General features: G+C 63.8%; 30 protein-coding genes and 2 pseudogenes. All 32 read right to left on the reverse strand.

All coding sequences use genetic code 11. The annotated features are described in order from the left end of the window. Window positions 1–5: 5 nt before the first annotated feature. The 32 genes and pseudogenes from AB7M16_RS05300 to fusA all read right to left on the reverse strand — a co-directional run bounded on the left by AB7M16_RS05300 (window position 6) and on the right by fusA (window position 20,604). Complete coding sequence (locus AB7M16_RS05300; RefSeq protein WP_172783206.1) at window positions 6–794, reverse strand: SDR family NAD(P)-dependent oxidoreductase; 789 nt, start codon at window positions 792–794, stop codon at window positions 6–8. A gap of 193 nt (window positions 795–987) precedes the next feature. Next, complete coding sequence (gene rplQ / locus AB7M16_RS05305; RefSeq protein WP_025036979.1) at window positions 988–1,404, reverse strand: 50S ribosomal protein L17; 417 nt, start codon at window positions 1,402–1,404, stop codon at window positions 988–990. Between the two features lie 121 nt (window positions 1,405–1,525). Then, window positions 1,526–2,557 (reverse strand): DNA-directed RNA polymerase subunit alpha, encoded by a 1,032-nt coding sequence (locus AB7M16_RS05310; protein ID WP_029674561.1) that lies wholly within the window; start codon window positions 2,555–2,557, stop codon window positions 1,526–1,528. 115 nt (window positions 2,558–2,672) lie between these two features. Then, complete coding sequence (gene rpsK / locus AB7M16_RS05315) at window positions 2,673–3,062, reverse strand: 30S ribosomal protein S11 (protein ID WP_007603045.1); 390 nt, start codon at window positions 3,060–3,062, stop codon at window positions 2,673–2,675. 122 nt (window positions 3,063–3,184) lie between these two features. After that, window positions 3,185–3,553: a 30S ribosomal protein S13 gene (gene rpsM, locus AB7M16_RS05320; protein ID WP_008549231.1), complete on the reverse strand. Its 369-nt coding sequence runs from the start codon at window positions 3,551–3,553 to the stop codon at window positions 3,185–3,187. A gap of 187 nt (window positions 3,554–3,740) precedes the next feature. Next, window positions 3,741–4,583 (reverse strand): adenylate kinase, encoded by an 843-nt coding sequence (locus tag AB7M16_RS05325; RefSeq protein WP_172783205.1) that lies wholly within the window; start codon window positions 4,581–4,583, stop codon window positions 3,741–3,743. Then, window positions 4,580–5,791 carry a preprotein translocase subunit SecY gene (locus AB7M16_RS05330; RefSeq protein WP_453943330.1) on the reverse strand — a complete coding sequence of 404 codons (1,212 nt, stop codon included), beginning with the start codon at window positions 5,789–5,791 and terminating at the stop codon, window positions 4,580–4,582. The genes AB7M16_RS05325 and AB7M16_RS05330 overlap by 4 nt, the downstream gene beginning before the upstream one ends. After that, window positions 5,788–5,952 (reverse strand): annotated as a pseudogene (locus AB7M16_RS05335) (preprotein translocase subunit SecY); the annotation flags it as partial. The gene AB7M16_RS05330 and the pseudogene AB7M16_RS05335, both read right to left, overlap by 4 nt. 164 nt (window positions 5,953–6,116) lie before the next feature. Continuing rightward, on the reverse strand, window positions 6,117–7,448 hold the full coding sequence (secY, locus tag AB7M16_RS05340; protein WP_172783203.1) for a preprotein translocase subunit SecY: 1,332 nt from the start codon (window positions 7,446–7,448) through the stop codon (window positions 6,117–6,119). Window positions 7,449–7,596: 148 nt separating this feature from the next. Continuing rightward, window positions 7,597–8,082, reverse strand: coding sequence for a 50S ribosomal protein L15 (rplO, locus tag AB7M16_RS05345; RefSeq protein WP_025036983.1), 486 nt, complete (start codon window positions 8,080–8,082; stop codon window positions 7,597–7,599). Between the two features lie 75 nt (window positions 8,083–8,157). After that, window positions 8,158–8,352, reverse strand: a complete 195-nt coding sequence (gene rpmD, locus AB7M16_RS05350) for a 50S ribosomal protein L30 (protein ID WP_025036984.1) — start codon at window positions 8,350–8,352, stop codon at window positions 8,158–8,160. 25 nt (window positions 8,353–8,377) lie between these two features. Continuing rightward, on the reverse strand, window positions 8,378–8,974 hold the full coding sequence (gene rpsE / locus AB7M16_RS05355) for a 30S ribosomal protein S5 (RefSeq protein WP_014494507.1): 597 nt from the start codon (window positions 8,972–8,974) through the stop codon (window positions 8,378–8,380). Between the two features lie 47 nt (window positions 8,975–9,021). Then, a complete protein-coding gene (gene rplR / locus AB7M16_RS05360; RefSeq protein WP_024342458.1) occupies window positions 9,022–9,384 on the reverse strand; it encodes a 50S ribosomal protein L18 in 363 nt (120 codons plus the stop codon). Between the two features lie 11 nt (window positions 9,385–9,395). Continuing rightward, a complete protein-coding gene (rplF, locus tag AB7M16_RS05365) occupies window positions 9,396–9,929 on the reverse strand; it encodes a 50S ribosomal protein L6 (protein ID WP_172783202.1) in 534 nt (177 codons plus the stop codon). Between the two features lie 16 nt (window positions 9,930–9,945). After that, the gene (gene rpsH, locus AB7M16_RS05370; RefSeq protein ID WP_018322269.1) at window positions 9,946–10,344 is read right to left on the reverse strand and encodes a 30S ribosomal protein S8; all 399 of its coding nucleotides are present in this window, start codon (window positions 10,342–10,344) and stop codon (window positions 9,946–9,948) included. Between the two features lie 14 nt (window positions 10,345–10,358). Continuing rightward, window positions 10,359–10,664, reverse strand: a complete 306-nt coding sequence (rpsN, locus tag AB7M16_RS05375) for a 30S ribosomal protein S14 (protein ID WP_028137018.1) — start codon at window positions 10,662–10,664, stop codon at window positions 10,359–10,361. 46 nt (window positions 10,665–10,710) lie between these two features. Next, window positions 10,711–11,268 (reverse strand): 50S ribosomal protein L5, encoded by a 558-nt coding sequence (rplE, locus tag AB7M16_RS05380; RefSeq protein ID WP_025036988.1) that lies wholly within the window; start codon window positions 11,266–11,268, stop codon window positions 10,711–10,713. Then, on the reverse strand, window positions 11,261–11,575 hold the full coding sequence (gene rplX / locus AB7M16_RS05385; protein ID WP_011088142.1) for a 50S ribosomal protein L24: 315 nt from the start codon (window positions 11,573–11,575) through the stop codon (window positions 11,261–11,263). Before rplX ends, rplE begins: the two co-directional genes overlap by 8 nt. Then, entirely contained in the window at window positions 11,575–11,943 is a 369-nt protein-coding gene (gene rplN / locus AB7M16_RS05390) for a 50S ribosomal protein L14 (protein ID WP_007603030.1), read from the reverse strand. The genes rplX and rplN overlap by 1 nt, the downstream gene beginning before the upstream one ends. 84 nt (window positions 11,944–12,027) lie before the next feature. Then, complete coding sequence (gene rpsQ, locus AB7M16_RS05395; RefSeq protein ID WP_024342452.1) at window positions 12,028–12,276, reverse strand: 30S ribosomal protein S17; 249 nt, start codon at window positions 12,274–12,276, stop codon at window positions 12,028–12,030. A gap of 13 nt (window positions 12,277–12,289) precedes the next feature. Continuing rightward, entirely contained in the window at window positions 12,290–12,496 is a 207-nt protein-coding gene (gene rpmC, locus AB7M16_RS05400) for a 50S ribosomal protein L29 (RefSeq protein ID WP_025036989.1), read from the reverse strand. 5 nt (window positions 12,497–12,501) lie between these two features. Continuing rightward, on the reverse strand, window positions 12,502–12,915 hold the full coding sequence (gene rplP, locus AB7M16_RS05405; RefSeq protein WP_008136349.1) for a 50S ribosomal protein L16: 414 nt from the start codon (window positions 12,913–12,915) through the stop codon (window positions 12,502–12,504). Window positions 12,916–12,945: 30 nt separating this feature from the next. Continuing rightward, a complete protein-coding gene (gene rpsC / locus AB7M16_RS05410; RefSeq protein ID WP_061876881.1) occupies window positions 12,946–13,671 on the reverse strand; it encodes a 30S ribosomal protein S3 in 726 nt (241 codons plus the stop codon). Between the two features lie 17 nt (window positions 13,672–13,688). Beyond that, complete coding sequence (gene rplV / locus AB7M16_RS05415; protein WP_024342451.1) at window positions 13,689–14,075, reverse strand: 50S ribosomal protein L22; 387 nt, start codon at window positions 14,073–14,075, stop codon at window positions 13,689–13,691. 10 nt (window positions 14,076–14,085) lie between these two features. Continuing rightward, window positions 14,086–14,364, reverse strand: coding sequence for a 30S ribosomal protein S19 (gene rpsS, locus AB7M16_RS05420; RefSeq protein WP_008136357.1), 279 nt, complete (start codon window positions 14,362–14,364; stop codon window positions 14,086–14,088). A gap of 12 nt (window positions 14,365–14,376) precedes the next feature. Continuing rightward, window positions 14,377–15,210, reverse strand: a complete 834-nt coding sequence (gene rplB, locus AB7M16_RS05425; RefSeq protein WP_172783201.1) for a 50S ribosomal protein L2 — start codon at window positions 15,208–15,210, stop codon at window positions 14,377–14,379. A 12-nt stretch (window positions 15,211–15,222) separates the two neighbouring features. Further along, window positions 15,223–15,525, reverse strand: coding sequence for a 50S ribosomal protein L23 (locus AB7M16_RS05430; RefSeq protein WP_025036992.1), 303 nt, complete (start codon window positions 15,523–15,525; stop codon window positions 15,223–15,225). Continuing rightward, the gene (gene rplD / locus AB7M16_RS05435) at window positions 15,522–16,142 is read right to left on the reverse strand and encodes a 50S ribosomal protein L4 (protein WP_018647243.1); all 621 of its coding nucleotides are present in this window, start codon (window positions 16,140–16,142) and stop codon (window positions 15,522–15,524) included. The genes AB7M16_RS05430 and rplD overlap by 4 nt, the downstream gene beginning before the upstream one ends. Window position 16,143: 1 nt before the next feature. Beyond that, complete coding sequence (gene rplC, locus AB7M16_RS05440; protein ID WP_025036993.1) at window positions 16,144–16,857, reverse strand: 50S ribosomal protein L3; 714 nt, start codon at window positions 16,855–16,857, stop codon at window positions 16,144–16,146. A gap of 52 nt (window positions 16,858–16,909) precedes the next feature. Further along, on the reverse strand, window positions 16,910–17,218 hold the full coding sequence (gene rpsJ / locus AB7M16_RS05445) for a 30S ribosomal protein S10 (RefSeq protein WP_002712302.1): 309 nt from the start codon (window positions 17,216–17,218) through the stop codon (window positions 16,910–16,912). 81 nt (window positions 17,219–17,299) lie between these two features. After that, window positions 17,300–18,490, reverse strand: coding sequence for an elongation factor Tu (gene tuf / locus AB7M16_RS05450; RefSeq protein WP_025036994.1), 1,191 nt, complete (start codon window positions 18,488–18,490; stop codon window positions 17,300–17,302). A gap of 40 nt (window positions 18,491–18,530) precedes the next feature. Continuing rightward, window positions 18,531–20,604, reverse strand: a pseudogene (gene fusA, locus AB7M16_RS05455) (elongation factor G). Between the last annotated feature and the right edge of the window lie 5 nt (window positions 20,605–20,609).

Raw genomic sequence — 20,609 nt, forward strand, 5'->3', positions numbered from 1 at the left:
TCGCCTCAGGCGATCGTGTTGACGATGCCGCCCTCGGCGCGCAGCGCAGCGCCGTTGGTCGCTGAGGCCTCCTTCGAGGCGACATAGACCACCATGTTGGCGATCTCGTCGACGCTGGCGAAACGCTGCAGCAGCGAGCTCGGGCGATGCTGCCTGACGAAGTTGGCCGCGGCTTCGTCCACGGACTGGCCGTTCTGCCTGGCGAGATCCTTGACGAACGTCTCGACGCCCTCCGACATGGTCGGGCCCGGCAGCACGGAATTGACGGTGACGCCGGTGCCAGCGGTGAGCTGCGCCAGGCCGCGCGCGACGGAAAGCTGGGCCGTCTTGGTCATGCCATAGTGGATCATCTCGACGGGAATGTTGAGCCCGGACTCCGAGGAGATGAAGACGATGCGGCCCCAATTGCGCGCGAGCATGCCCTTCATGTAGGCCCGCGACAGCCGCACGCCGCTCATCACATTGACCTCGAAGAAACGGCTCCAGTCCTCGTCGGGGATGTCGAAGAAATCCTTGGGCTCGAAGATGCCGGCATTGTTGATGAGGATGTCGACCTCGGGTAGCGCCGCGACGAGTGCTTTGCAGCCTGCCGCGGTCGAGACGTCGGCCGCGATTCCGCGGACCTTGGCGCCCGTCCCTTCCAGCTTGCGTACCGCCGCATCGACCTTGTCCTGGCTGCGGCCGTTGATGACGACGCTGGCGCCCGAGGCGGCAAGGCCCTTGGCGATGGCATGGCCAATGCCGGCGGTCGAGCCGGTGACGAGGGCGGTCTTTCCGGAAAGGTCGATGTTCATGCGATATCTCCATGGATGTGGATGGAGATATCGGAAGCGGCTCCCTCAGCTGCAATCAGGACTCACTGACGCGTGAGGATTGTGAATGGTGGGCACGGCGCGCGAAGAGCGCGCGCCTTTCCCACCCTACCCTTCTACGCAACGAAAAAGCGGCGCCGAAGGCGCCGCTTTTGAAACTCGATGCCGGTCGGGCTTACGCCGCCTCGGCTTCCTTCTCCTGCACCGGGCCGGAATCCTGGCCCTTGGCATCGACGTCGCGATCGACGAACTCGATCACGGCCATCGCGGCGTTGTCGCCGTAGCGGAAGCCGGCCTTGATGATGCGGGTATAGCCGCCCTGGCGGTCCTTGTAGCGGGTCGCCAGCGTGTCGAAGAGCTTCTTGACCATGTCGACGTCGCGCAGCTCGGAGATGGCCTGACGGCGCAGCGACAGGCCGCCCTTCTTGCCGAGCGTGACGAGCTTCTCGACGATCGGGCGGAGCTCCTTGGCCTTGGGCAGCGTGGTGACGATCTGCTCGTGCTTGATCAGCGCGGCCGCCATGTTGGCGAACATCGCCTTGCGGTGCTCGGCCGTGCGGTTGAGCTTCCGATGAACCTTGCCGTGACGCATGTGTCTATTCCTTACGTATGAACTGCCGCGACGGTTCGTCGGACCAGTTGCTCAGGTGGGCTTCCTGCGTTCGCCCATAAAAATCGCGGCCAGATGTCTCCGGCCGCGACGGTGAAGTCGATCAGTAATGATCCTCGAAGCGCTTGGCGAGCTCGTCGATGTTCTCCGGCGGCCAGCCCGGCACTTCCATGCCGAGGTGCAGACCCATCTGGGCCAGCACTTCCTTGATCTCGTTCAGCGACTTGCGGCCGAAGTTCGGGGTGCGGAGCATTTCCGCCTCGCTCTTCTGCACGAGGTCGCCGATGTAGACGATGTTGTCGTTCTTCAGGCAGTTGGCCGAACGCACCGACAGCTCGAGCTCGTCCACCTTCTTGAGGAAGGCCGGGTTGAAGGCGAGGTCCGGAATGATCTCCTGGGCGACTTCCTTGCGCGGCTCTTCGAAGTTGACGAACACGTTGAGCTGATCCTGCAGGATGCGGGCGGCGTAAGCCACCGAGTCATCCGGCGTGATCGCGCCGTTGGTCTCGATCGTCATGGTCAGCTTGTCGTAGTCGAGGATCTGGCCCTCGCGGGTGTTCTCGACCTTGTAGGAGACCTTGCGGACCGGCGAGTACAGGCTGTCGACCGGGATCAGGCCGATCGGCGCGTCCTCGGGACGATTGCGCTCGGCGGGCACGTAGCCCTTGCCGGTCGAGACCGTGAACTCCATGCGGATCTCGGCGCCCTCGTCGAGCGTGCAGATCTGCAGATCGGGATTGAGCACGACCACGTCGCCGACGGTCTGGATGTCGCCGGCGGTGACGACGCCCGGACCCTGCTTCTTCACGACCATGCGCTTGGGGCCTTCGCCCTGCATCTTGATCGAGATGTCCTTGATGTTCAGCACGATGTCGGTGACGTCCTCACGGACGCCCGCGATCGAGGAGAACTCGTGCAGCACGCCGTCGATGTGCACCGACTGCACGGCCGCGCCCTGAAGCGAGGAGAGCAGGATGCGGCGCAGCGCATTGCCGAGGGTCTGGCCGAAACCACGCTCGAGCGGTTCGGCGACGATGGTCGCAAAACGCGAGGGATCGCTGCCGGGCGTGACCTGGAGCTTGTTCGGCCGAATCAGTTCTTGCCAATTTTTCTGGATCGTCACTGTTTCACCCATACAGGCCAGTCGATTTGACGGTGCAAATACTGGCGTTGGAGAAAGGCCGCAGGTCGCACCCGCGGCTTCTTGCAAAGTCGCTGCGGGCGCCGATGCGCCCGCAGCTCGTCAAAAATCAAACGCGACGACGCTTGCGCGGACGGCAACCGTTGTGCGGGATCGTGGTCACGTCGCGGATCGAGGTGACGGTGAAGCCGGCGGCCTGGAGCGCGCGGAGCGCCGATTCGCGGCCCGAACCGGGACCGGCGACCTCGACTTCCAGCGTGCGCATGCCGTGCTCCTGCGCCTTCTTGGACACGTCCTCGGCGGCAACCTGCGCGGCGTACGGGGTCGACTTGCGCGAGCCCTTGAAGCCCATCGTGCCGGCCGAAGACCAGGCGATCGTGTTGCCCTGCGCGTCGGTGATGGTGATGGTCGTGTTGTTGAACGACGAGTTCACATGCGCGACGCCCGAGGCGATGTTCTTGCGCTCACGACGACGAACGCGGGTGGCTTCCTTGCCCATTGAGTCCCTTTCCTGAAGATCTCAAACGCCGCCGTAATGCCAGCGGCTACACCTGTGGAACGAAAAGCGCGTGGCGAACGGGCCTCCCCGCATCGCCACACGCCGTGACTGGATTCGAAAACTTACTTCTTCTTGCCGGCGATGGCCTTGGCCGGGCCCTTGCGCGTGCGCGCATTGGTGTGGGTCCGCTGACCGCGCACCGGCAGACCGCGACGATGACGCAGGCCGCGATAGCATCCGAGGTCCATCAGACGCTTGATGTTGATGCCGACCTCACGACGCAGGTCGCCCTCGACGAGATAGTCGCGGTCGATGACTTCGCGGATCTGGAGCACTTCGGCGTCGCTGAGCTGGTTGACGCGACGATCCACGGGGATCTTGACCTTCTCCAGGATCTCACCGGCGATCTTCTGACCGATGCCATGGATGTACTGGAGCGCGATCAGCACGCGCTTGTTGGTGGGAATGTTCACGCCGGCAATACGGGCCACGGCCTTCTCTCCTGTTGCCGACCCCTCGTCAGGAATCGGGCTTTAAGTGCTTGCGTTCTCGGGCAGGTGTTCACAAACGCGAACACGACGCCCACCCCCGGTCTTCCTGGGGCCCGGCATCGTCTGAAACTATCCGACTTGGATGCGGGGCTTATTAGGGGATTCCAGGGGCTTTCGTCAACCGCTGCTAGCGTTTGGCTCGCTTTTTCGTGACCTTTTTTGCAGCCTTTTTGGCACCCTTTTTGACGGCCTTCTTGGCGGTCTTTTTGGCTGCCTTTTTGACCGTCTTCTTGGCGGTTTTCTTGGCCTTTTTGGCGGTTTTGGCCGATTTGGCGGCCTTCTTGGCAGCCTTCGCCGGCTTTTGGGGCGATTTCTTCCCCGCCTTGGCCTTCTTGGCCGGCGCTGCCTTGGCGGCGCTCCGGGCATGCGTCTTGGGCTCGACCGCCCCCAGCGCCAGCAGCTGGCGGTGGATGGCGCGGGTGACCTCGTCGATGGCCATCATGCCGTCGATGGTCGAGAGCTTCCGACGCTCGGAATAGTAGTGAATCAGCGGTTCCGTCTGGCTGCGGTAGCTGGCCAGCCGCTTGGTCAGGACCTCCGGGGTGTCGTCGAGTCGGACCTCCTCGCCGCGCTCCCGCATCTGGGCGACGCGGGTCTCGACGCGGCTCAGAAGCGCGCTCTCGTTGACGCGGAGCTCGATCACGGCGTCGAGCTTGAGGTGCTTGCGCTTGAGCAGCTCGTCCAGCGCCTCGGCCTGCGGCACGGTGCGCGGAAAACCGTCGAGGATGAAACCGTTCTTGGCATCCGGCTGGTCGATGCGGTCGGAAATGATTCCCACCACGACGTCATCGGGCACGAGGCCGCCGCTGGCCATGATCTCCTTGGCCTTCAACCCGACCGGGGTGCCGGCCGCAACCGCGGCACGCAGCATCTCGCCGGTCGAGAGCTGGACGATGCCATAGCGCTGCACCAAGAGCTGGGCCTGAGTCCCCTTGCCCGACCCCGGCGGTCCCAGAAGTATAATTCTCATCGGCGTACGCCCCCCGGATTGGTGAGCGATACGTCGCGCACCTGTGCTTTGATATCAAGAGCGGTGCAAACCACAACCAGCGCCCCACCGCCATTGACGACCATACTATAAGGCAGCCCGATCCCGTAAAGCTCGAACACCTCCGGAATCAACTGCAACGCCGTCAGGTAGACGGCTCCGACGACTGTCGTCAATGACACCACGCGATCGAGATAGTCGGCCGTGGCTTCACCCCGAGCGACACCAGGAATGGTGCCGCCACGATCCGCCAGGGATTTGGCCGTGTGTTCGGGATCGACGACATAGGCGGTATAGACGAAGGCGAGCACGAACACGGCGATCGACACCAGAATAACGTGCACCGGCTGCCCGAGCTGGAGATGCCGGTAGGCCGCGGCGACGAGGGGATGATCGCTGCCCAGAAGGAAGCCTGCAAAGGCAAGCGGCAGATAGAATATCCACGGCGCTACGGTGACGGGAATCAGGAACCCGGCGCTGTTGAGCTTGATCGGCAGCATTGCTTCGCGCACAGGCAGTTGCCGCGTGCCGACGCTGTGTGCGGCGAACTGGACCCGGATATTTCGCCGCGCGCCTTCGACAAGCACGATCACGACGACGGTCGCGATCCAGAACACGACATGGCCGAGCACAAGATTGCCCGAGATCGCCCCGCTCCGCACGAGATCCGCGATACCGGCAATGTTTTGCGGAATGGCGACGATGAAGCCCGCGCTCAAGATCAACGCCAAGCCATTGCCAATGCCGTAGCGGGTCATCTGTTCGCTGAGCCACACCAGCACGAAGACGCCGCCGACCATCGAGGCCGTAGCCGTCGTCACGAACCAGCCGTCGGGATTTTTGACCAGGCCCGGGATCGACGTCAGTGCCGAGGCGATGCCGTAGGCCTGAAAGGCCGCAAGCCCGAGTGTGAGACCGAGCGTGGCGCGCGCGATCTTGCGCCGTCCGCCCTCGCCCGACCGTTCGAGCGAATTCAGGCCGCGCCACACCACGGAGAGCAGCCGGATGAAGATTGCCGCAGTCAGATAGGGAATGAGGCCGAGCGCAAAGATCGAAAGCCGGGAGACGAGATCCAGCGTCGGCGAGACGTCGGAGAGATCCAGTCCCGGAATCGGGATCTGTGTGCCGAGCCTGAAAAGGAGCAGCGCGCCGATCGTGAAAGCGATTCGGCGCGCGAGCTCCCTGCTCATCTACGGCGGCCCCGCAGCTTGGACTTGCGGATCAGGCCTTCGTACTGGTGCGCCAGCAGATAGCCTTGCACCTGGGCCACCGTGTCCATGGTGACGCTGACGACGATCAAGAGCGAGGTGCCGCCGAAATAGAACGGCACCGAGGCGTAGGAGATCAGGATCAGATAGGGAATGAGGCCGAGCGCAAAGATCGAAAGCCGGGAGACGAGATCCAGCGTCGGCGAGACGTCGGAGAGATCCAGTCCCGGAATCGGGATCTGTGTGCCGAGCCTGAAAAGGAGCAGCGCGCCGATCGTGAAAGCGATTCGGCGCGCGAGCTCCCTGCTCATCTACGGCGGCCCCGCAGCTTGGACTTGCGGATCAGGCCTTCGTACTGGTGCGCCAGCAGATAGCCTTGCACCTGGGCCACCGTGTCCATGGTGACGCTGACGACGATCAAGAGCGAGGTGCCGCCGAAATAGAACGGCACCGAGGCGTAGGAGATCAGGATTTCCGGGATCAAGCAGACGATGGCGAGATAGATCGCGCCCAGCACGGTGATGCGCGACAGCACATAGTCGATGTATTCCGCGGTGCGCTCGCCCGGGCGAATGCCCGGAATGAAGCCGCCGTGCTTCTTCAGATTGTCCGCGGTCTCGGTCGGGTTGAACACGATCGCGGTGTAGAAGAAGGCGAAGAACACGATCAGCGCCAGATACATGATCAGGAACAGCGGGCGGCCATGGCCGAGCTGGGTGGTGATCCACTGGAACCACTCCGGCCCACTTCCCGTGTTGAAGTTCGCAACCGTGGTCGGCAGCAAGAGCAGCGAGGATGCGAAGATCGGCGGGATCACGCCGGAGGTGTTGAGCTTGAGCGGCAGATGCGAGGACTGGCCCTCGAACATCTTGTTGCCGACCTGGCGCTTCGGATACTGGATCAAGAGCCGGCGCTGGGCGCGCTCCATGAACACGATGAAGGCGATCACGGCGACGGCCATGACGATGACGACCAGGATCAGGCCGGTCGACATCGCGCCCTGACGGCCGAGCTCGAGCATGCCGGCGAGCGCCGCGGGCAGCTCGGCGACGATGCCGGCGAGAATGATCAGCGAGATACCGTTGCCGATGCCGCGCGAGGTGATCTGCTCGCCGAGCCACATCAGGAACATGGTGCCGCCGGTCAGCGTGATCGCCGTGGACAGGCGGAAGAACAAGCCGGGGTCGGCGACGACGTTGCCGGCGCCTTCGAGGCCCACCGCGATGCCGTAGGACTGGAACGCGGCCAGGATGACGGTCAGATAGCGCGTGTACTGGTTCAGCGTCTTGCGGCCGGCCTCACCTTCCTTCTTCAGGGCCTCGAGCTGCGGCGAGACGGTGGTGAGGAGCTGGATGATGATCGAGGCCGAGATGTACGGCATGATGTTCAGCGCGAAGATCGCCATGCGGTGGATGCCGCCGCCGGCGAACATGTTGAACATGCCGAGAATGCCGCCCGCCTGGGAGCGGAACACCTGCTCCCAGACGTTGGGATCGATGCCGGGCAGCGGGATGTAGGTCCCGAGCCGATAAACGAGCAGCGCACCCAGGGTGAACCAGATGCGCTTCTTCAGTTCGTCGGCCTTGGCAAACGCGCCGAAATTGAGATTGGCTGCCAGTTGTTCCGCTGCAGAGACCATCTTGGACTTTCTCCCGCCGCCTGTTGCGCCGTCATGCCCGCGGCCGGGCTAGTTTAGCGGACGCCGGACATTATCTGGGGCTCGGCTTCGATAAGTCCACGTCCCGCATGCGTAAAGGCCCGCGCGCCGCGGGCCAATGACGCAGTTGTTACGCCGCCTCGCCTTCTTCCTTGGGCTGGGCGAGGATCTTCACCGAGCCGCCGGCCTTCTCGACCGCCGCGATCGCGGTCTTGCTGGCGCCGTGCACTTCGATGTTGAGCTTGGACTTGAGCTCGCCACGGCCGAGCAGCCGCAGGCCGGCCTTGGCGCGGCGCAGCACGCCGCCCTTCACCAGGGCCTCGACGTTGACGACGCTGCCGGCGTCGATCTTCTTGGCATCGACCGCTTCCTGGAGCCGGTCGAGATTGATCTCGGCGAACTCGACGCGGAAGATGTTGTTGAAGCCGCGCTTGGGCAGACGGCGATGCATCGGCATCTGGCCGCCTTCGAAACCCTTGATGCGCACGCCCGAACGCGCGGTCTGGCCCTTGCCGCCGCGGCCGGACTGCTTGCCCTTGCCGGAACCGATGCCGCGGCCGACGCGCATACGCTTCTTGCGCGAGCCGGCGTTGTCGGCGATATCGCTGAGCTTCATCGCCCTTCTCCTTGTGTCTTGCGCACGATCTTCACCGAAAACCGCTTCCGGCTTTCCGGGACCGTTCGCCTTTGCTTACTTCTCGTCGATGATGCGGACGAGATGGTGAACTTTCTCGATCATGCCGCGGACCGCCGGGGTATCCGGCAGTTCGCTGGTGCGGCCGATCTTGTTGAGCTTGAGCCCGATCAGGGTCGAACGCTGCGAGTGATGGCGGCGGATCGCGCTGCCGGTCTGCTCGACCTTGATCGTCTTTGCGGCCTTGGCCATGGGAGTCTACTCCGAAAAGCTTCCGTTAGTCGGCGGCCGCCTCGGCATCGCCGCCGATACGACGGGACTGGAGGGTGGACACCTTGATGTTGCGGCGGGCTGCGACCGAACGCGGCGAATCCTGGTGCTTCAGCGCGTCGAAGGTCGCGCGCACCATGTTGTACGGGTTCGACGAGCCGATCGACTTCGCCACCACGTCCTGGACGCCGAGCGTCTCGAACACGGCGCGCATCGGGCCGCCGGCGATGATGCCGGTACCGGCCGGAGCTGCACGCAGGTAGACACGGCCCGCGCCATGACGGCCGGCGATGTCGTGATGGAGCGTACGGCCCTCGCGCAGCGACACCCGCGTCAGGTTGCGCTTGGCGGACTCGGTCGCCTTGCGGATCGCCTCAGGCACTTCGCGCGCCTTGCCGTGACCGAAGCCGGCGCGGCCCTTCTGGTCGCCGATCACGACCAGCGCCGCGAAACCGAAGCGCTTGCCGCCCTTGACGACCTTGGCCACGCGGTTGATGTGGACGAGCTTGTCGACGAACTCGCTGTCGCGCTCCTCGCGCTCCCTGCGTTCACGTCCGCCGCCGCGTTGATCGCGTCCACCACGTTGTTCGCGTTCAGCTGCCATGGTTTTTCCAATCCTTCAGAGGCTTGCGCCTCAATCCTCAAATTCTGTTAGAAGCTCAGCCCGCTCTCACGCGCCGCGTCGGCCAGAGCCTTGACGCGCCCGTGATAGAGATAGCTGCCGCGATCGAACACGACTTCCTTGACGCCCTTCTCGGCGGCGCGCTCGGCCAGCAACTTGCCGACCGCCTTCGCCGCATCGATGTCGGCGCCGGTCTTGCCGCCGTCGCGCATCGACTTCTCGAGCGACGAGGCAGAGGCCAGCGTCTCGCCCTTCAGGTCGTCGATGACCTGGGCGTAGATGTGCTTGGACGAGCGGAACACCGACAGGCGCGGACGGCCGCCGGCGGAACGGCGCAGCTTCAGCCGCACACTCCGCTTGCGCCGGGCATTCGTAACCTTGGCTTTGGACATGACCGGCTCCGTTACTTCTTCTTGCCTTCCTTGCGGAAGATGAATTCGCCAACATACTTCACGCCTTTGCCCTTGTAGGGCTCCGGCGGGCGATAGGAGCGGATCTCGGCGGCGACCTGGCCGACACGCTGGACGTCGCTGCCCGTCACCGTGATCTCGGTCGGCTTCGGCACGGTGATCGTGATCCCCTCGGGGATCGGATAGATCACGTCATGGCTGTAACCGAGCGCGAGCTGCAGATTCTTGCCCTGCATCGCGGCGCGATAGCCGACGCCGGTGATCTCGAGCTTCTTCTCGAAGCCCTTGGTGACGCCTTCGACCAGATTCGCGACCTGGGCGCGAGCGGTGCCGTACAGCGCCCGCGCGCGGTTGGTCTCAGCGCGCGGCTTGACCTTGACCTGGCCGTTCTCGAGCTTCACCTCGACGTCGTCATGAACGACGAACTGAAGCTGGCCCTTCGGCCCCTTCATCTTGACGGTCTGCCCATCGACGGTCGCGGTCACACCCGACGGAACCGCCACAGGCCTTTTGCCAACTCGTGACATGGATGAAAAATCCTTCTCAGAACACCGTGAAGAGGACTTCACCGCCCACATTCGCGTCGCGCGCGCTGTGGTCGGCCATGATCCCCTTCGGCGTCGACAACACCGAAATGCCGAGACCGTTATTCACCCGCGGCAGGTTCTTCACCGAGGCGTAAACACGGCGCCCGGGCTTGGAGACACGTTCGATCTCGCGGATGACGGGCTCGCCGTCGAAATACTTCAGCTCGATCTCGATCTCGCTGCGGCCCGAGGAGTGCTCGAGCGTGGCGTAGCCGCGGATGTAGCCCTCGGACTTGAGGACCTCGAGCACGTTCTCGCGCATCTTCGAACCAGGCGTGGAGACCTTGGTCTTGGAGCGCATCTGCGCGTTGCGGATACGGGTGATCAGATCGCTGATTGGATCGTGCGTAGACATCTAAACGACCCTCCTTACCAGCTGGACTTCACGAGGCCCGGGACCATGCCCTTGGAGCCAAGTTCGCGCAGCGCGATACGGGACAGCTTGTTCTTGCGATAGTTCGAGCGCGGACGGCCCGACAGCTCGCAGCGCAGGCGGATGCGGGTCGCCGACGAGTTGCGCGGCATTTCCGCCAGCTTCAGGGTCGCGGCGAACCGCTCCTCCATCGGCAGCGTCTTGTCGGCGATGATCGCCTTCAACCGCTCGCGCTTGGCGGCGGCGTTCTTCACCATCCGCTTGCGCCGGTTGTTCTTCTCGACTGAACTCTTCTTTGCCATGCTTGGCTCCTGGGTATCCGCGTTTGAGAGGCTCTAAGTCAGCGTCTCACTGCCGGAACGGGAAATTGAAAGCGGTCAACAAGGCCCTCGCCTCTTCGTCGGTCTTGGCCGTGGTGCAGACGGTGATGTCCATACCGCGGGCTTCCGTGACCTTGTCGAAGTCGATCTCGGGGAAAATGATGTGCTCCTTGATGCCGAGCGAGTAGTTGCCGCGGCCGTCGAAGCTCTTCGGGTTCAGGCCGCGGAAGTCGCGCACGCGCGGCAGCGCAACGTTCACCAGGCGATCGATGAACTCGTACATGCGGGCCTTGCGCAGCGTGACCTTGCAGCCGATCGGCTGGTTCTCACGCAGCTTGAAGGTCGCGATCGCGATGCGCGAATAGGTCACGATCGCCTTCTGGCCGGCGATCTGGGTCAATTCGGCAGCGGCGGTCTCGGCCTTCTTGCGGTCGTTGACGGAATCGCCAACGCCCATGTTCAGCACGACCTTGTCCAGGCGCGGAACCTGCATGACGTTCTCGTAACCGAACTTCTCGGTCAGAGCCGTGCGGATCTTCGCGTCATATTCCGCGCGCAGGCGCGGCGTGTAAGCGGCCTCAGCCATCGATCTCAGCTCCCGAGCTCTTGGCGATGCGGACCTTCTTGCCGTCCGCCAGAATCTTGAATCCGACGCGGGTCGGCTTTCCGTCCTTGCCGACATACGCGATGTTGGACAGTTGGATCGGCGCCTCTTTCGAGATGATGCCGCCCTCCTGGGCCTGCGTCTGCTTCTGATGACGCTTGACCATGTTGATGCCGCGCACCAGCGCGGTGCCGGCGTCGGGGCGAACCTCGAACACTTCGCCGGTGCGGCCCTTGTCGCGGCCGGTCAGCACGACGACCTTGTCGCCCTTGCGGATCTTCGCAGCCATCACAGCACCTCCGGCGCGAGCGAGATGATCTTCATGTGGTTCTTGGCGCGCAGCTCGCGCGGCACGGGCCCGAAGATACGGGTGCCGACCGGCTCGGACTGGTTGTTGATCAGCACGGCGGCGTTGCGGTCGAAGCGGATGACCGAGCCGTCGGCGCGGCGGATGTCCTTGCGGACGCGCACCACGACGGCCTTCATCACGTCGCCCTTCTTCACCTTGCCACGCGGAATGGCTTCCTTGATCGACACGACGATGATGTCGCCGATCGTGGCGTAGCGGCGCTTGGAGCCCCCGAGCACCTTGATACACATGACACGGCGTGCGCCAGAATTGTCGGCCACGTCGAGGTTGGTCTGCATCTGAATCATTGATGCACCTCGTCCTCTTTCTCTTTGCGCCAGCCCAGCCGGCGCTCAACATTTCCCTGAAGTCAGTCGGCTAAAGCCAACAGATCAGGCGCTTTTCTTGTGTTCGCCCCGGATCACGACCCAGCGCTTCAACTTCGAAATCGGCTTGGTTTCCTCGATCCACACCATGTCGCCCGGCTTGAACTGGTTGCTCTCGTCGTGCGCGTGGTAGTTCTTGGAACGGCGGATCGTCTTCTTGTAGATCGGGTGCGTGAAGCGGCGGTCGACGCGCACCACGATGGTCTTGGCTTGCTTGTCGCTGACGACCACGCCCTGCAAAGTACGTTTCGGCATCTTCGTAAGCCTCTTACTTCTTCTTCGCGCGCGTCTGCGCGGCGATGGTCTTGATCCGGGCGATGTCACGGCGGGCCTCGCGCAGGCGCGAGGTGTTCTCGAGCTGCCCGGTGGCGCGCTGGAAGCGCAGGTTGAAGCGCTCCTTCTTCAGGTTCAGGATGGCCTCATCCTGCTGGTCGGGGCTCATCGCGCGGATGTCTTCGATCTTCATCTGGGCCATGGCCATTACTCCGCAATGCGCTCGACGAAGCGCGTCTTGATCGGCAGCTTGGCGGCCGCCAGGGTCAGCGCCTCACGCGCCGTCTGGGTGTTGACGCCGTCGATCTCGAACAGCACCCGGCCCGGCTTGACGCGCGCGACCCACAATTCCGGCGAACCCTTGCCGGAGCCCATGCGGACTTCGGCCGGCTTCTTCGACACCGGAACGTCGGGGAACACGCGGATCCAGACGCGGCCGGCGCGCTTCATGTGGCGGGTCAGCGCGCGGCGGGCGGCTTCGATCTGGCGCGCGGTGACGCGCTCAGGCTCGGTCGCCTTCAGGCCGAACTGGCCGAACGCCAACGTCGCGCCCGAAGACGCAACGCCGTGGATGCGGCCCTTATGCGCCTTCCGGAACTTCGTTTTCTTAGGTTGCATCATGGCTTTAAGCCCTCAAATTCCTGTCTGGCTTTAGGCAGCGGCCGTCTCGCGGCGCTGACGGCCACCGCGATCGCCACTGCCGCCGGTCTCGCCTTCGGCCATTCTCTTGTCCTGGGCCATCGGATCGTGCTCGAGGATCTCGCCCTTGAAGATCCAGACCTTGACGCCGCAGGTGCCGAAGGTCGTGAACGCCGTCGCAACGCCGTAGTCGATGTCGGCACGCAACGTGTGCAGCGGCACGCGGCCTTCGCGGTACCACTCCATGCGCGCGATTTCCGCACCGCCCAGACGACCCGAGCAGTTGATGCGGATGCCTTCCGCGCCGAGACGCATCGCCGACTGCACGGCGCGCTTCATGGCACGGCGGAAAGCCACGCGGCGCTCGAGCTGCTGCGCGATCGACTCGGCCACCAGCGTCGCATCGAGCTCCGGCTTGCGGATTTCGACGATGTTGATGACGACGTCGGACGAGGTGATGTCCGCGACCTTCTTGCGCAACTTGTCGATGTCGGCGCCCTTCTTGCCGATCACCACGCCCGGACGGGCCGAGTGGATGGTGACGCGGCACTTCTTGTGCGGACGCTCGATCACGATGCGGGCGACGGCCGCCTGCTTGAGCTCCTTGTGCAGGATCTCACGGATCTTGACGTCCTCGTGCAGCAGCTTGCCGTATTCCTGCTTGCCGGCGAACCAGCGGGAATCCCAGGTCCGGTTGATGCCGAGGCGCAGACCGATCGGATTGATCTTTTGACCCATCGTGTTCTCCTGCGCCCTTAAGCGGCGGCTTCAGCTTCGACCTGACGAACGATGATCGTCAGCTGCGAAAACGGTTTGTAGACACGGCCCGAGCGGCCACGGCCGCGGGCGGCGAAGCGCTTCATCACGAGGCCGTTGCCGACGAAGGCCTGCGCCACGACGAGATCGTCGACGTCGAGGTCGTGGTTGTTCTCGGCGTTGGCGATCGCCGATTCCAGGCACTTCTTCACGTCGACCGCGATCCGCTTGCGCGAAAACTGCAGGTCGGCGAGCGCGGCAGACGCCTTCCGGCCGCGAATGAGCTGGGCGACCAGGTTGAGCTTCTGCGGGCTCACCCGCAGCATCCGGGCGACCGCCTTGGCCTCGTTCTCGGCGAGGCTCCGTTCGCGCTTAGGTTTGCTCATCGTTTAATCCTCAAGCCTTCTTGGCTTTCTTGTCGCCGGAGTGGCCATGGAAGGTCCGGGTCGGCGAGAACTCGCCGAACTTGTGACCGACCATTTCCTCGTTCACGGCCACCGGCACGTGCTTCTGACCGTTGTAGACGCCGAAGGTCAGACCGACGAATTGCGGCAGGATCGTCGAGCGACGGCTCCAGATCTTGATGACGTCGTGACGGCCGGACGCGCGCGCGGCATCTGCCTTCTTGAGCAGAGAACCCTCGACGAACGGGCCTTTCCAGACTGAACGAACCATGTCCGGCGTTCCTTACTTCTTCCGCTTGTGGCGGCTTAGGAGAATGAATTTGTTGGTCGACTTGTTGGAGCGGGTCTTCTTGCCCTTGGTCGGCTTGCCCCACGGAGTGACCGGGTGACGACCGCCCGAGGTACGACCTTCACCACCGCCGTGCGGATGGTCGATCGGGTTCATCGAAACACCGCGGTTATGCGGCTTGCGGCCCAGCCAACGGTTGCGGCCGGCCTTGCCGATCGAGGTGTTCATGTGATCCGGGTTCGACACCGCGCCGATCGTGCCGCGGCAACGGCCGTGCACCAGGCGCTGCTCGCCCGAATTCAGGCGGATGATGACGTAGTCCTGGTCGCGGCCGACGAGCTGGGCGTACGTCCCCGCGGAACGGGCCAGCTGGCCACCCTTCCCGATCTTGACCTCGATGTTGTGGATGATCGTGCCGACTGGCATATTGCCGAGCGGCATGACGTTGCCCGGCTTCACGTCGACATAGTTCCCGGCCACGATGGTGTCGCCCACGGCCAGACGCTGCGGCGCCAGGATATAGGCCTGCTCGCCGTCCTGGTACTTGATCAGCGCGATGAACGCAGTGCGGTTCGGATCGTATTCCAGCCGCTCGACCGTCGCGGGCGCATCGACCTTGTCGCGCTTGAAGTCGACGAGGCGCAGCGTCTGCTTGTGACCGCCGCCGCGGAAGCGCACGGTGATGCGACCGGTGTTGTTGCGACCGCCCGAGGACTTCTTGCCTTCGGTGAGCGCCTTGACCGGCTTGCCCTTGTACAGGGCCGAACGATCGACCATGACCAGCTGGCGCTGGCCCGGCGTCGTGGGATTGAATGTCTTCAGTGCCATCGTCGTACGACCTTACAGACCGGTGGTGACGTCGATCCGGTGACCCTCTTCGAGGGTCACGATCGCGCGTTTGCTGTTCGACTGCGAGCCGATGGTGCCGCGGAAGGCCTTGACCTTGCCCTTGCGGACCAGCGTGTTGACGCTCTTGACCTTGACGTCGAACAGCTTCTCGATCGCTTCCTTGATCTGCGGCTTGGTCGCCTTGGCGGCCACCTTGAACAGCACCTTGTTGTGCTCCGAAGCGATCGTCGCCTTTTCGGTCACGACCGGCGACAGGATCACGTCGTAGTGGCGAGGCTCGATGTTCTTGCTCATTTGAAGCGCGCCTCCAGCGCATCGATGGCGGCCTTGGTCAGAACGAGCTTCTGACGGCGCAGGATGTCATAGACGTTGATGCCCTGGATCGGCAGCACGTCCATGTTCGGGATGTTGCGGGCCGCAGCGGCGAAGCCGTTGTTGAGCTCGGCACCGTCGATGATCAGCGCGTTGGTGAGGCCGAGGCCCGAGAAGTGGCCGAGCAGCGCCTTGGTCTTGGCGGCTTCCAGCGCGGCCTTCTCGATCACGACGAGATCGCCGTCCTTGGCCTTGGCCGAGAGCGCATGCTTCAGTGCGAGCGCACGGACCTTCTTCGGCAGGTCGGTGGCGTGCGAACGCACCACCGGACCGAAGGCACGACCGCCGCCGCGGAACTGCGGCACGCGGGCCGAGCCGTGACGAGCACCGCCGGTGCCCTTCTGCTTGTACATCTTCTTGCCGGTGCGCCAGATCTCGGCGCGGCCCTTGGCCTTGTGCGTGCCGGCCTGGCGCTTGTTGAGCTGCCACTGCACGCAGCGCGCGATGATGTCCTCGCGCGGCTCGAGACCGAAAATGGCGTCGGACAGCTGGACGGAGCCGGCTTCCTTACCTTCGAGGGTGGTGACCTTCAATTCCATCTCACGCCTCCTGCGCAGCCGGAGCGGCTTCCGCGTCGCCAGCAACCTTGAACTTGCCGGGCTTCGGAGCTTCCTTCGGCAGCGGCTTCTTGACGGCGTCGCGCACGCGGATCCAGCCGCCCTTGGAGCCGGGAACGGCGCCCTCGACGAGGATCAGGCCACGCTCGACATCGGTCTGGACGACGCGAAGGTTGAGCGTGGTGATGCGGTCGACACCCATGTGGCCGGGCATCTTCTTGTTCTTCCAGGTCTTGCCGGGGTCCTGACGGCCACCGGTCGAACCGATCGAGCGGTGCGAGATCGACACACCGTGCGTGGCGCGCAGACCGCCGAAGTTCCAGCGCTTCATGCCGCCGGCGAAGCCCTTACCGACCGAGGTGCCGGTGACGTCGACGAACTGACCGACGACGAAGTGGTCAGCCTGGATCTCAGCGCCGACCGGGATCATGGCGTCCGCGGTGACGCGGAATTCCTCGACCCGGCGCTTCGGCTCGACCTTGGCGACCGCGAACTGGCCGCGCTCGGCCTTCGGCATGTAAACGGTCTTGCGGCTGCCCGAACCGAGCTGGAGCGCGACGTAACCGTTCTTCTCTTCGGTGCGGTGGCCTACGACCTGGCAATTGCCGAGCTTCAGCACGGTCACGGGGATATGTTCGCCGGCCTCCGTGAAGACCCGCGTCATCCCGACCTTTTGTGCGATCACTCCGGAGCGCATCGGCTTGCTTCCTGTTCTCTTTGTCCGCTTTTGGCGAACGGGATCCAAAATCTTAGAGCTTGATCTCGACGTCGACACCGGCGGCCAGATCGAGCTTCATCAAAGCATCGACGGTCTGCGGGGTCGGATCGACGATGTCGAGCAGGCGCTTGTGAGTGCGCATCTCGAACTGTTCGCGGCTCTTCTTGTCGACGTGGGGCGAACGGTTGACGGTGAACTTCTCGATGCGGGTGGGCAGCGGAATGGGTCCGCGGACCTGCGCGCCGGTGCGCTTCGCCGTGTTCACGATCTCGCGGGTCGACGTATCGAGGATACGATGGTCGAACGCCTTGAGACGGATACGAATGTTTTGGCCGTTCATTGCCGTGGTCTCTCTTCAGTGGGTGGCGAATAGCGAATAGCGAATGTCACCATTCGCTACTCGCCGTCCCTTTTCTCGTAATTACTCGATGATCGAGGCGACGACGCCGGCGCCGACGGTGCGGCCGCCTTCGCGGATCGCGAAGCGGAGCTTCTCTTCCATCGCGATCGGCACGATCAGGTGCACTTCCATCGCGATGTTGTCGCCCGGCATCACCATCTCGGTGCCTTCCGGCAGGTGCACGACACCGGTCACGTCGGTGGTGCGGAAGTAGAACTGCGGACGGTAGTTGGTGAAGAACGGGGTGTGGCGACCGCCCTCTTCCTTGGTGAGGATGTAGGCCTCAGCCTTGAACTTGGTGTGCGGCTTGACCGAACCCGGCTTGGCCAGAACCTGGCCGCGCTCGACGTCCTCGCGCTTGGTGCCGCGGAGCAGCGCGCCGATGTTGTCGCCGGCCTGGCCCTGATCGAGCAGCTTGCGGAACATTTCGACGCCGGTGACGGTGGTCTTCTGGGTGGCGCGGAGACCGACGATCTCGATTTCCTCGCCGACCTTGACGACGCCGCGCTCGACACGGCCGGTCACGACGGTGCCGCGGCCCGAGATCGAGAACACGTCTTCAACCGGCATCAGGAACGGCTGGTCGATCGGACGCTCCGGCTGCGGGATGTACTCGTCGACGTTCTTCATCAGCTCGAGGATGGCGTCGTGGCCGAGCTTCTTGTCGGAGTCTTCGAGAGCGGCCAGCGCCGAACCCTTGATGATCGGGATCTTGTCGCCGGGGAATTCGTACTTCGAGAGCAGCTCGCGGACTTCGAGCTCGACGAGCTCGAGCAGCTCCGGATCGTCGACCATGTCGCACTTGTTGAGGAACACCACGAGCGCGGGCACGCCGACCTGGCGGGCGAGCAGGATGTGCTCGCGGGTCTGCGGCATCGGGCCGTCAGCGGCCGACACGACCAGGATCGCGCCGTCCATCTGGGCAGCGCCGGTGATCATGTTCTTCACGTAGTCGGCGTGGCCGGGGCAGTCGACGTGGGCGTAGTGCCGGTTCGGCGTCTCGTACTCGACGTGCGCGGTCGAGATGGTGATGCCGCGGGCCTTCTCTTCCGGCGCCTTGTCGATCTGGTCGTACGCGGTGAACGTCGCACCGCCGGCTTCGGCGAGAACCTTGGTGATCGCCGCGGTCAGCGACGTCTTGCCATGGTCGACGTGACCGATGGTGCCGATGTTGCAGTGCGGCTTGGTACGTTCAAACTTTGCTTTGGCCATTTGACTCTCCGTTCAATCGTCAGCTTTCAACCGACGACAATCAGGCAAACTTCTTCTGGACTTCTGCCGACACGTTGGCCGGCGCTTCTGCGTAGTGATCGAACTGCATGGTGAAGGTCGCGCGACCCTGGCTCATCGAGCGCAGATTGTTCACGTAACCGAACATGTTCATGAGCGGCACCATCGCGTTGATGACGTTGGCGTTGCCGCGCATGTCCTGCCCCTGGATCTGACCGCGCCGGGAATTCAGGTCGCCGATGACCGAGCCGGTGTAGTCTTCCGGGGTCACCACCTCGACCTTCATGATCGGCTCGAGCAGGACGGACTTGCCCATCTGCAGCGCTTCGCGGAAGCAGGCACGCGAGGCGATTTCGAAGGCGAGCGCCGACGAGTCGACGTCGTGATACTTGCCGTCGACCAGCTGCACCTTGACGTCGACCACGGGGAAGCCCGCGACCACGCCCGGACGACAGCACGCTCTCCAGGCCCTTCTCGACGCCGGGGATGTATTCCTTCGGCACCGCGCCGCCGACGATCTTCGATTCGAACTCGAAGCCCTTGCCGGCTTCGTTCGGCTCGACGATGAACGACACGGCCGCGAACTGGCCGGTACCGCCGGTCTGCTTCTTGTGGGTGTAGCTGTGCTCCACCCGCTTGGTGATGCGCTCGCGGAACGCCACCTGCGGCGCGCCGATGTTGGCGTCGACCTTGTAGGTGCGCTTGAGGATGTCGACCTTGATGTCGAGATGGAGCTCGCCCATGCCCTTGAGGATGGTCTGGCCGGACTCGTGGTCGGTCGACACGCGGAAGGACGGATCCTCCGCGGCGAGCTTGGCCAGCGCCACGCCCAGCTTCTCCTGGTCGGCCTTGGACTTCGGCTCGATCGCGATCTCGATGACCGGCTCGGGGAATTCCATCTTCTCCAGGATCACCTGCTTGTCGGGATCGCACAGCGTGTCACCGGTGCGCGCTTCCTTCAGGCCGGCCAGCGCGACGATGTCGCCGGCGTAGGCTTCCTTGATGTCCTCGCGGTTGTTCGCATGCATCAACAGCATGCGCCCGATCCGCTCCTTCTTCTCGCGGGTCGAGTTCACGACGCCGGTGCCGCTCTGCAGAATGCCGGAGTAGATGCGGCAGAAGGTGATGGTGCCGACGAACGGGTCGTCCATGATCTTGAACGCGAGCAGCGCCAGCGGCTCCTTGTCGTCCGCCTTGCGCACGACTTCGTTGCCCTTGTCGTCGGTGCCCTTGATCGCGGGCACGTCGAGCGGCGACGGCAGGTAGTCGACGACGGCGTCGAGCAGCGGCTGCACGCCCTTGTTCTTGAAGGCCGAGCCGCACAGCACGGGATAGAACGCGCCGGTCAGCACCGCCTTGCGGATCAGGCGCTTCAGGGTCGCCTCGTCCGGCTCCTTGCCGTCGAGATAGGCGGCCATGGCGTCATCGTCGAGCTCGACGGCGGCTTCCACCATCTTCTCGCGGTATTCCTTGGCCTGGTCGACGAGGTCTTCCGGAATGTCGACATAGTCGAACTTGGCACCGAGCGACTCGTCGTTCCAGACGACGCCCTTCATCTTCACGAGGTCGACGAGACCCTTGAAGTTGTTCTCGGCACCGATCGGAAGCTGGATCGCGACGGGCTTGGCGCCCAGACGATCGACGATGTCCGACAGACATTTGAAGAAGTCGGCACCGATCTTGTCCATCTTGTTGGCGAAGACGATGCGCGGAACCTTGTACTTGTCGCCCTGGCGCCAGACGGTCTCGGTCTGGGGCTCGACGCCCTGGTTGGAGTCGAGCACGCAGACGGCGCCGTCGAGCACGCGCAGCGAACGCTCGACTTCGATGGTGAAGTCGACGTGGCCGGGCGTGTCGATGATGTTCAGGCGCTTGCCGTTCCAGAACGCGGTGGTCGCAGCCGAGGTGATCGTGATGCCACGCTCCTGCTCCTGCTCCATCCAGTCCATCGTCGCGGCACCTTCGTGCACTTCGCCGATCTTGTGGCTCTTGCCGGTGTAATAGAGGATGCGCTCGGTGGTCGTGGTCTTGCCGGCGTCGATATGCGCCATGATACCGAAGTTACGGTAGTCCTCGATGGCATGTTGGCGGGGCATGGGTC

Source organism: Bradyrhizobium sp. USDA 372 (assembly GCF_053629095.1).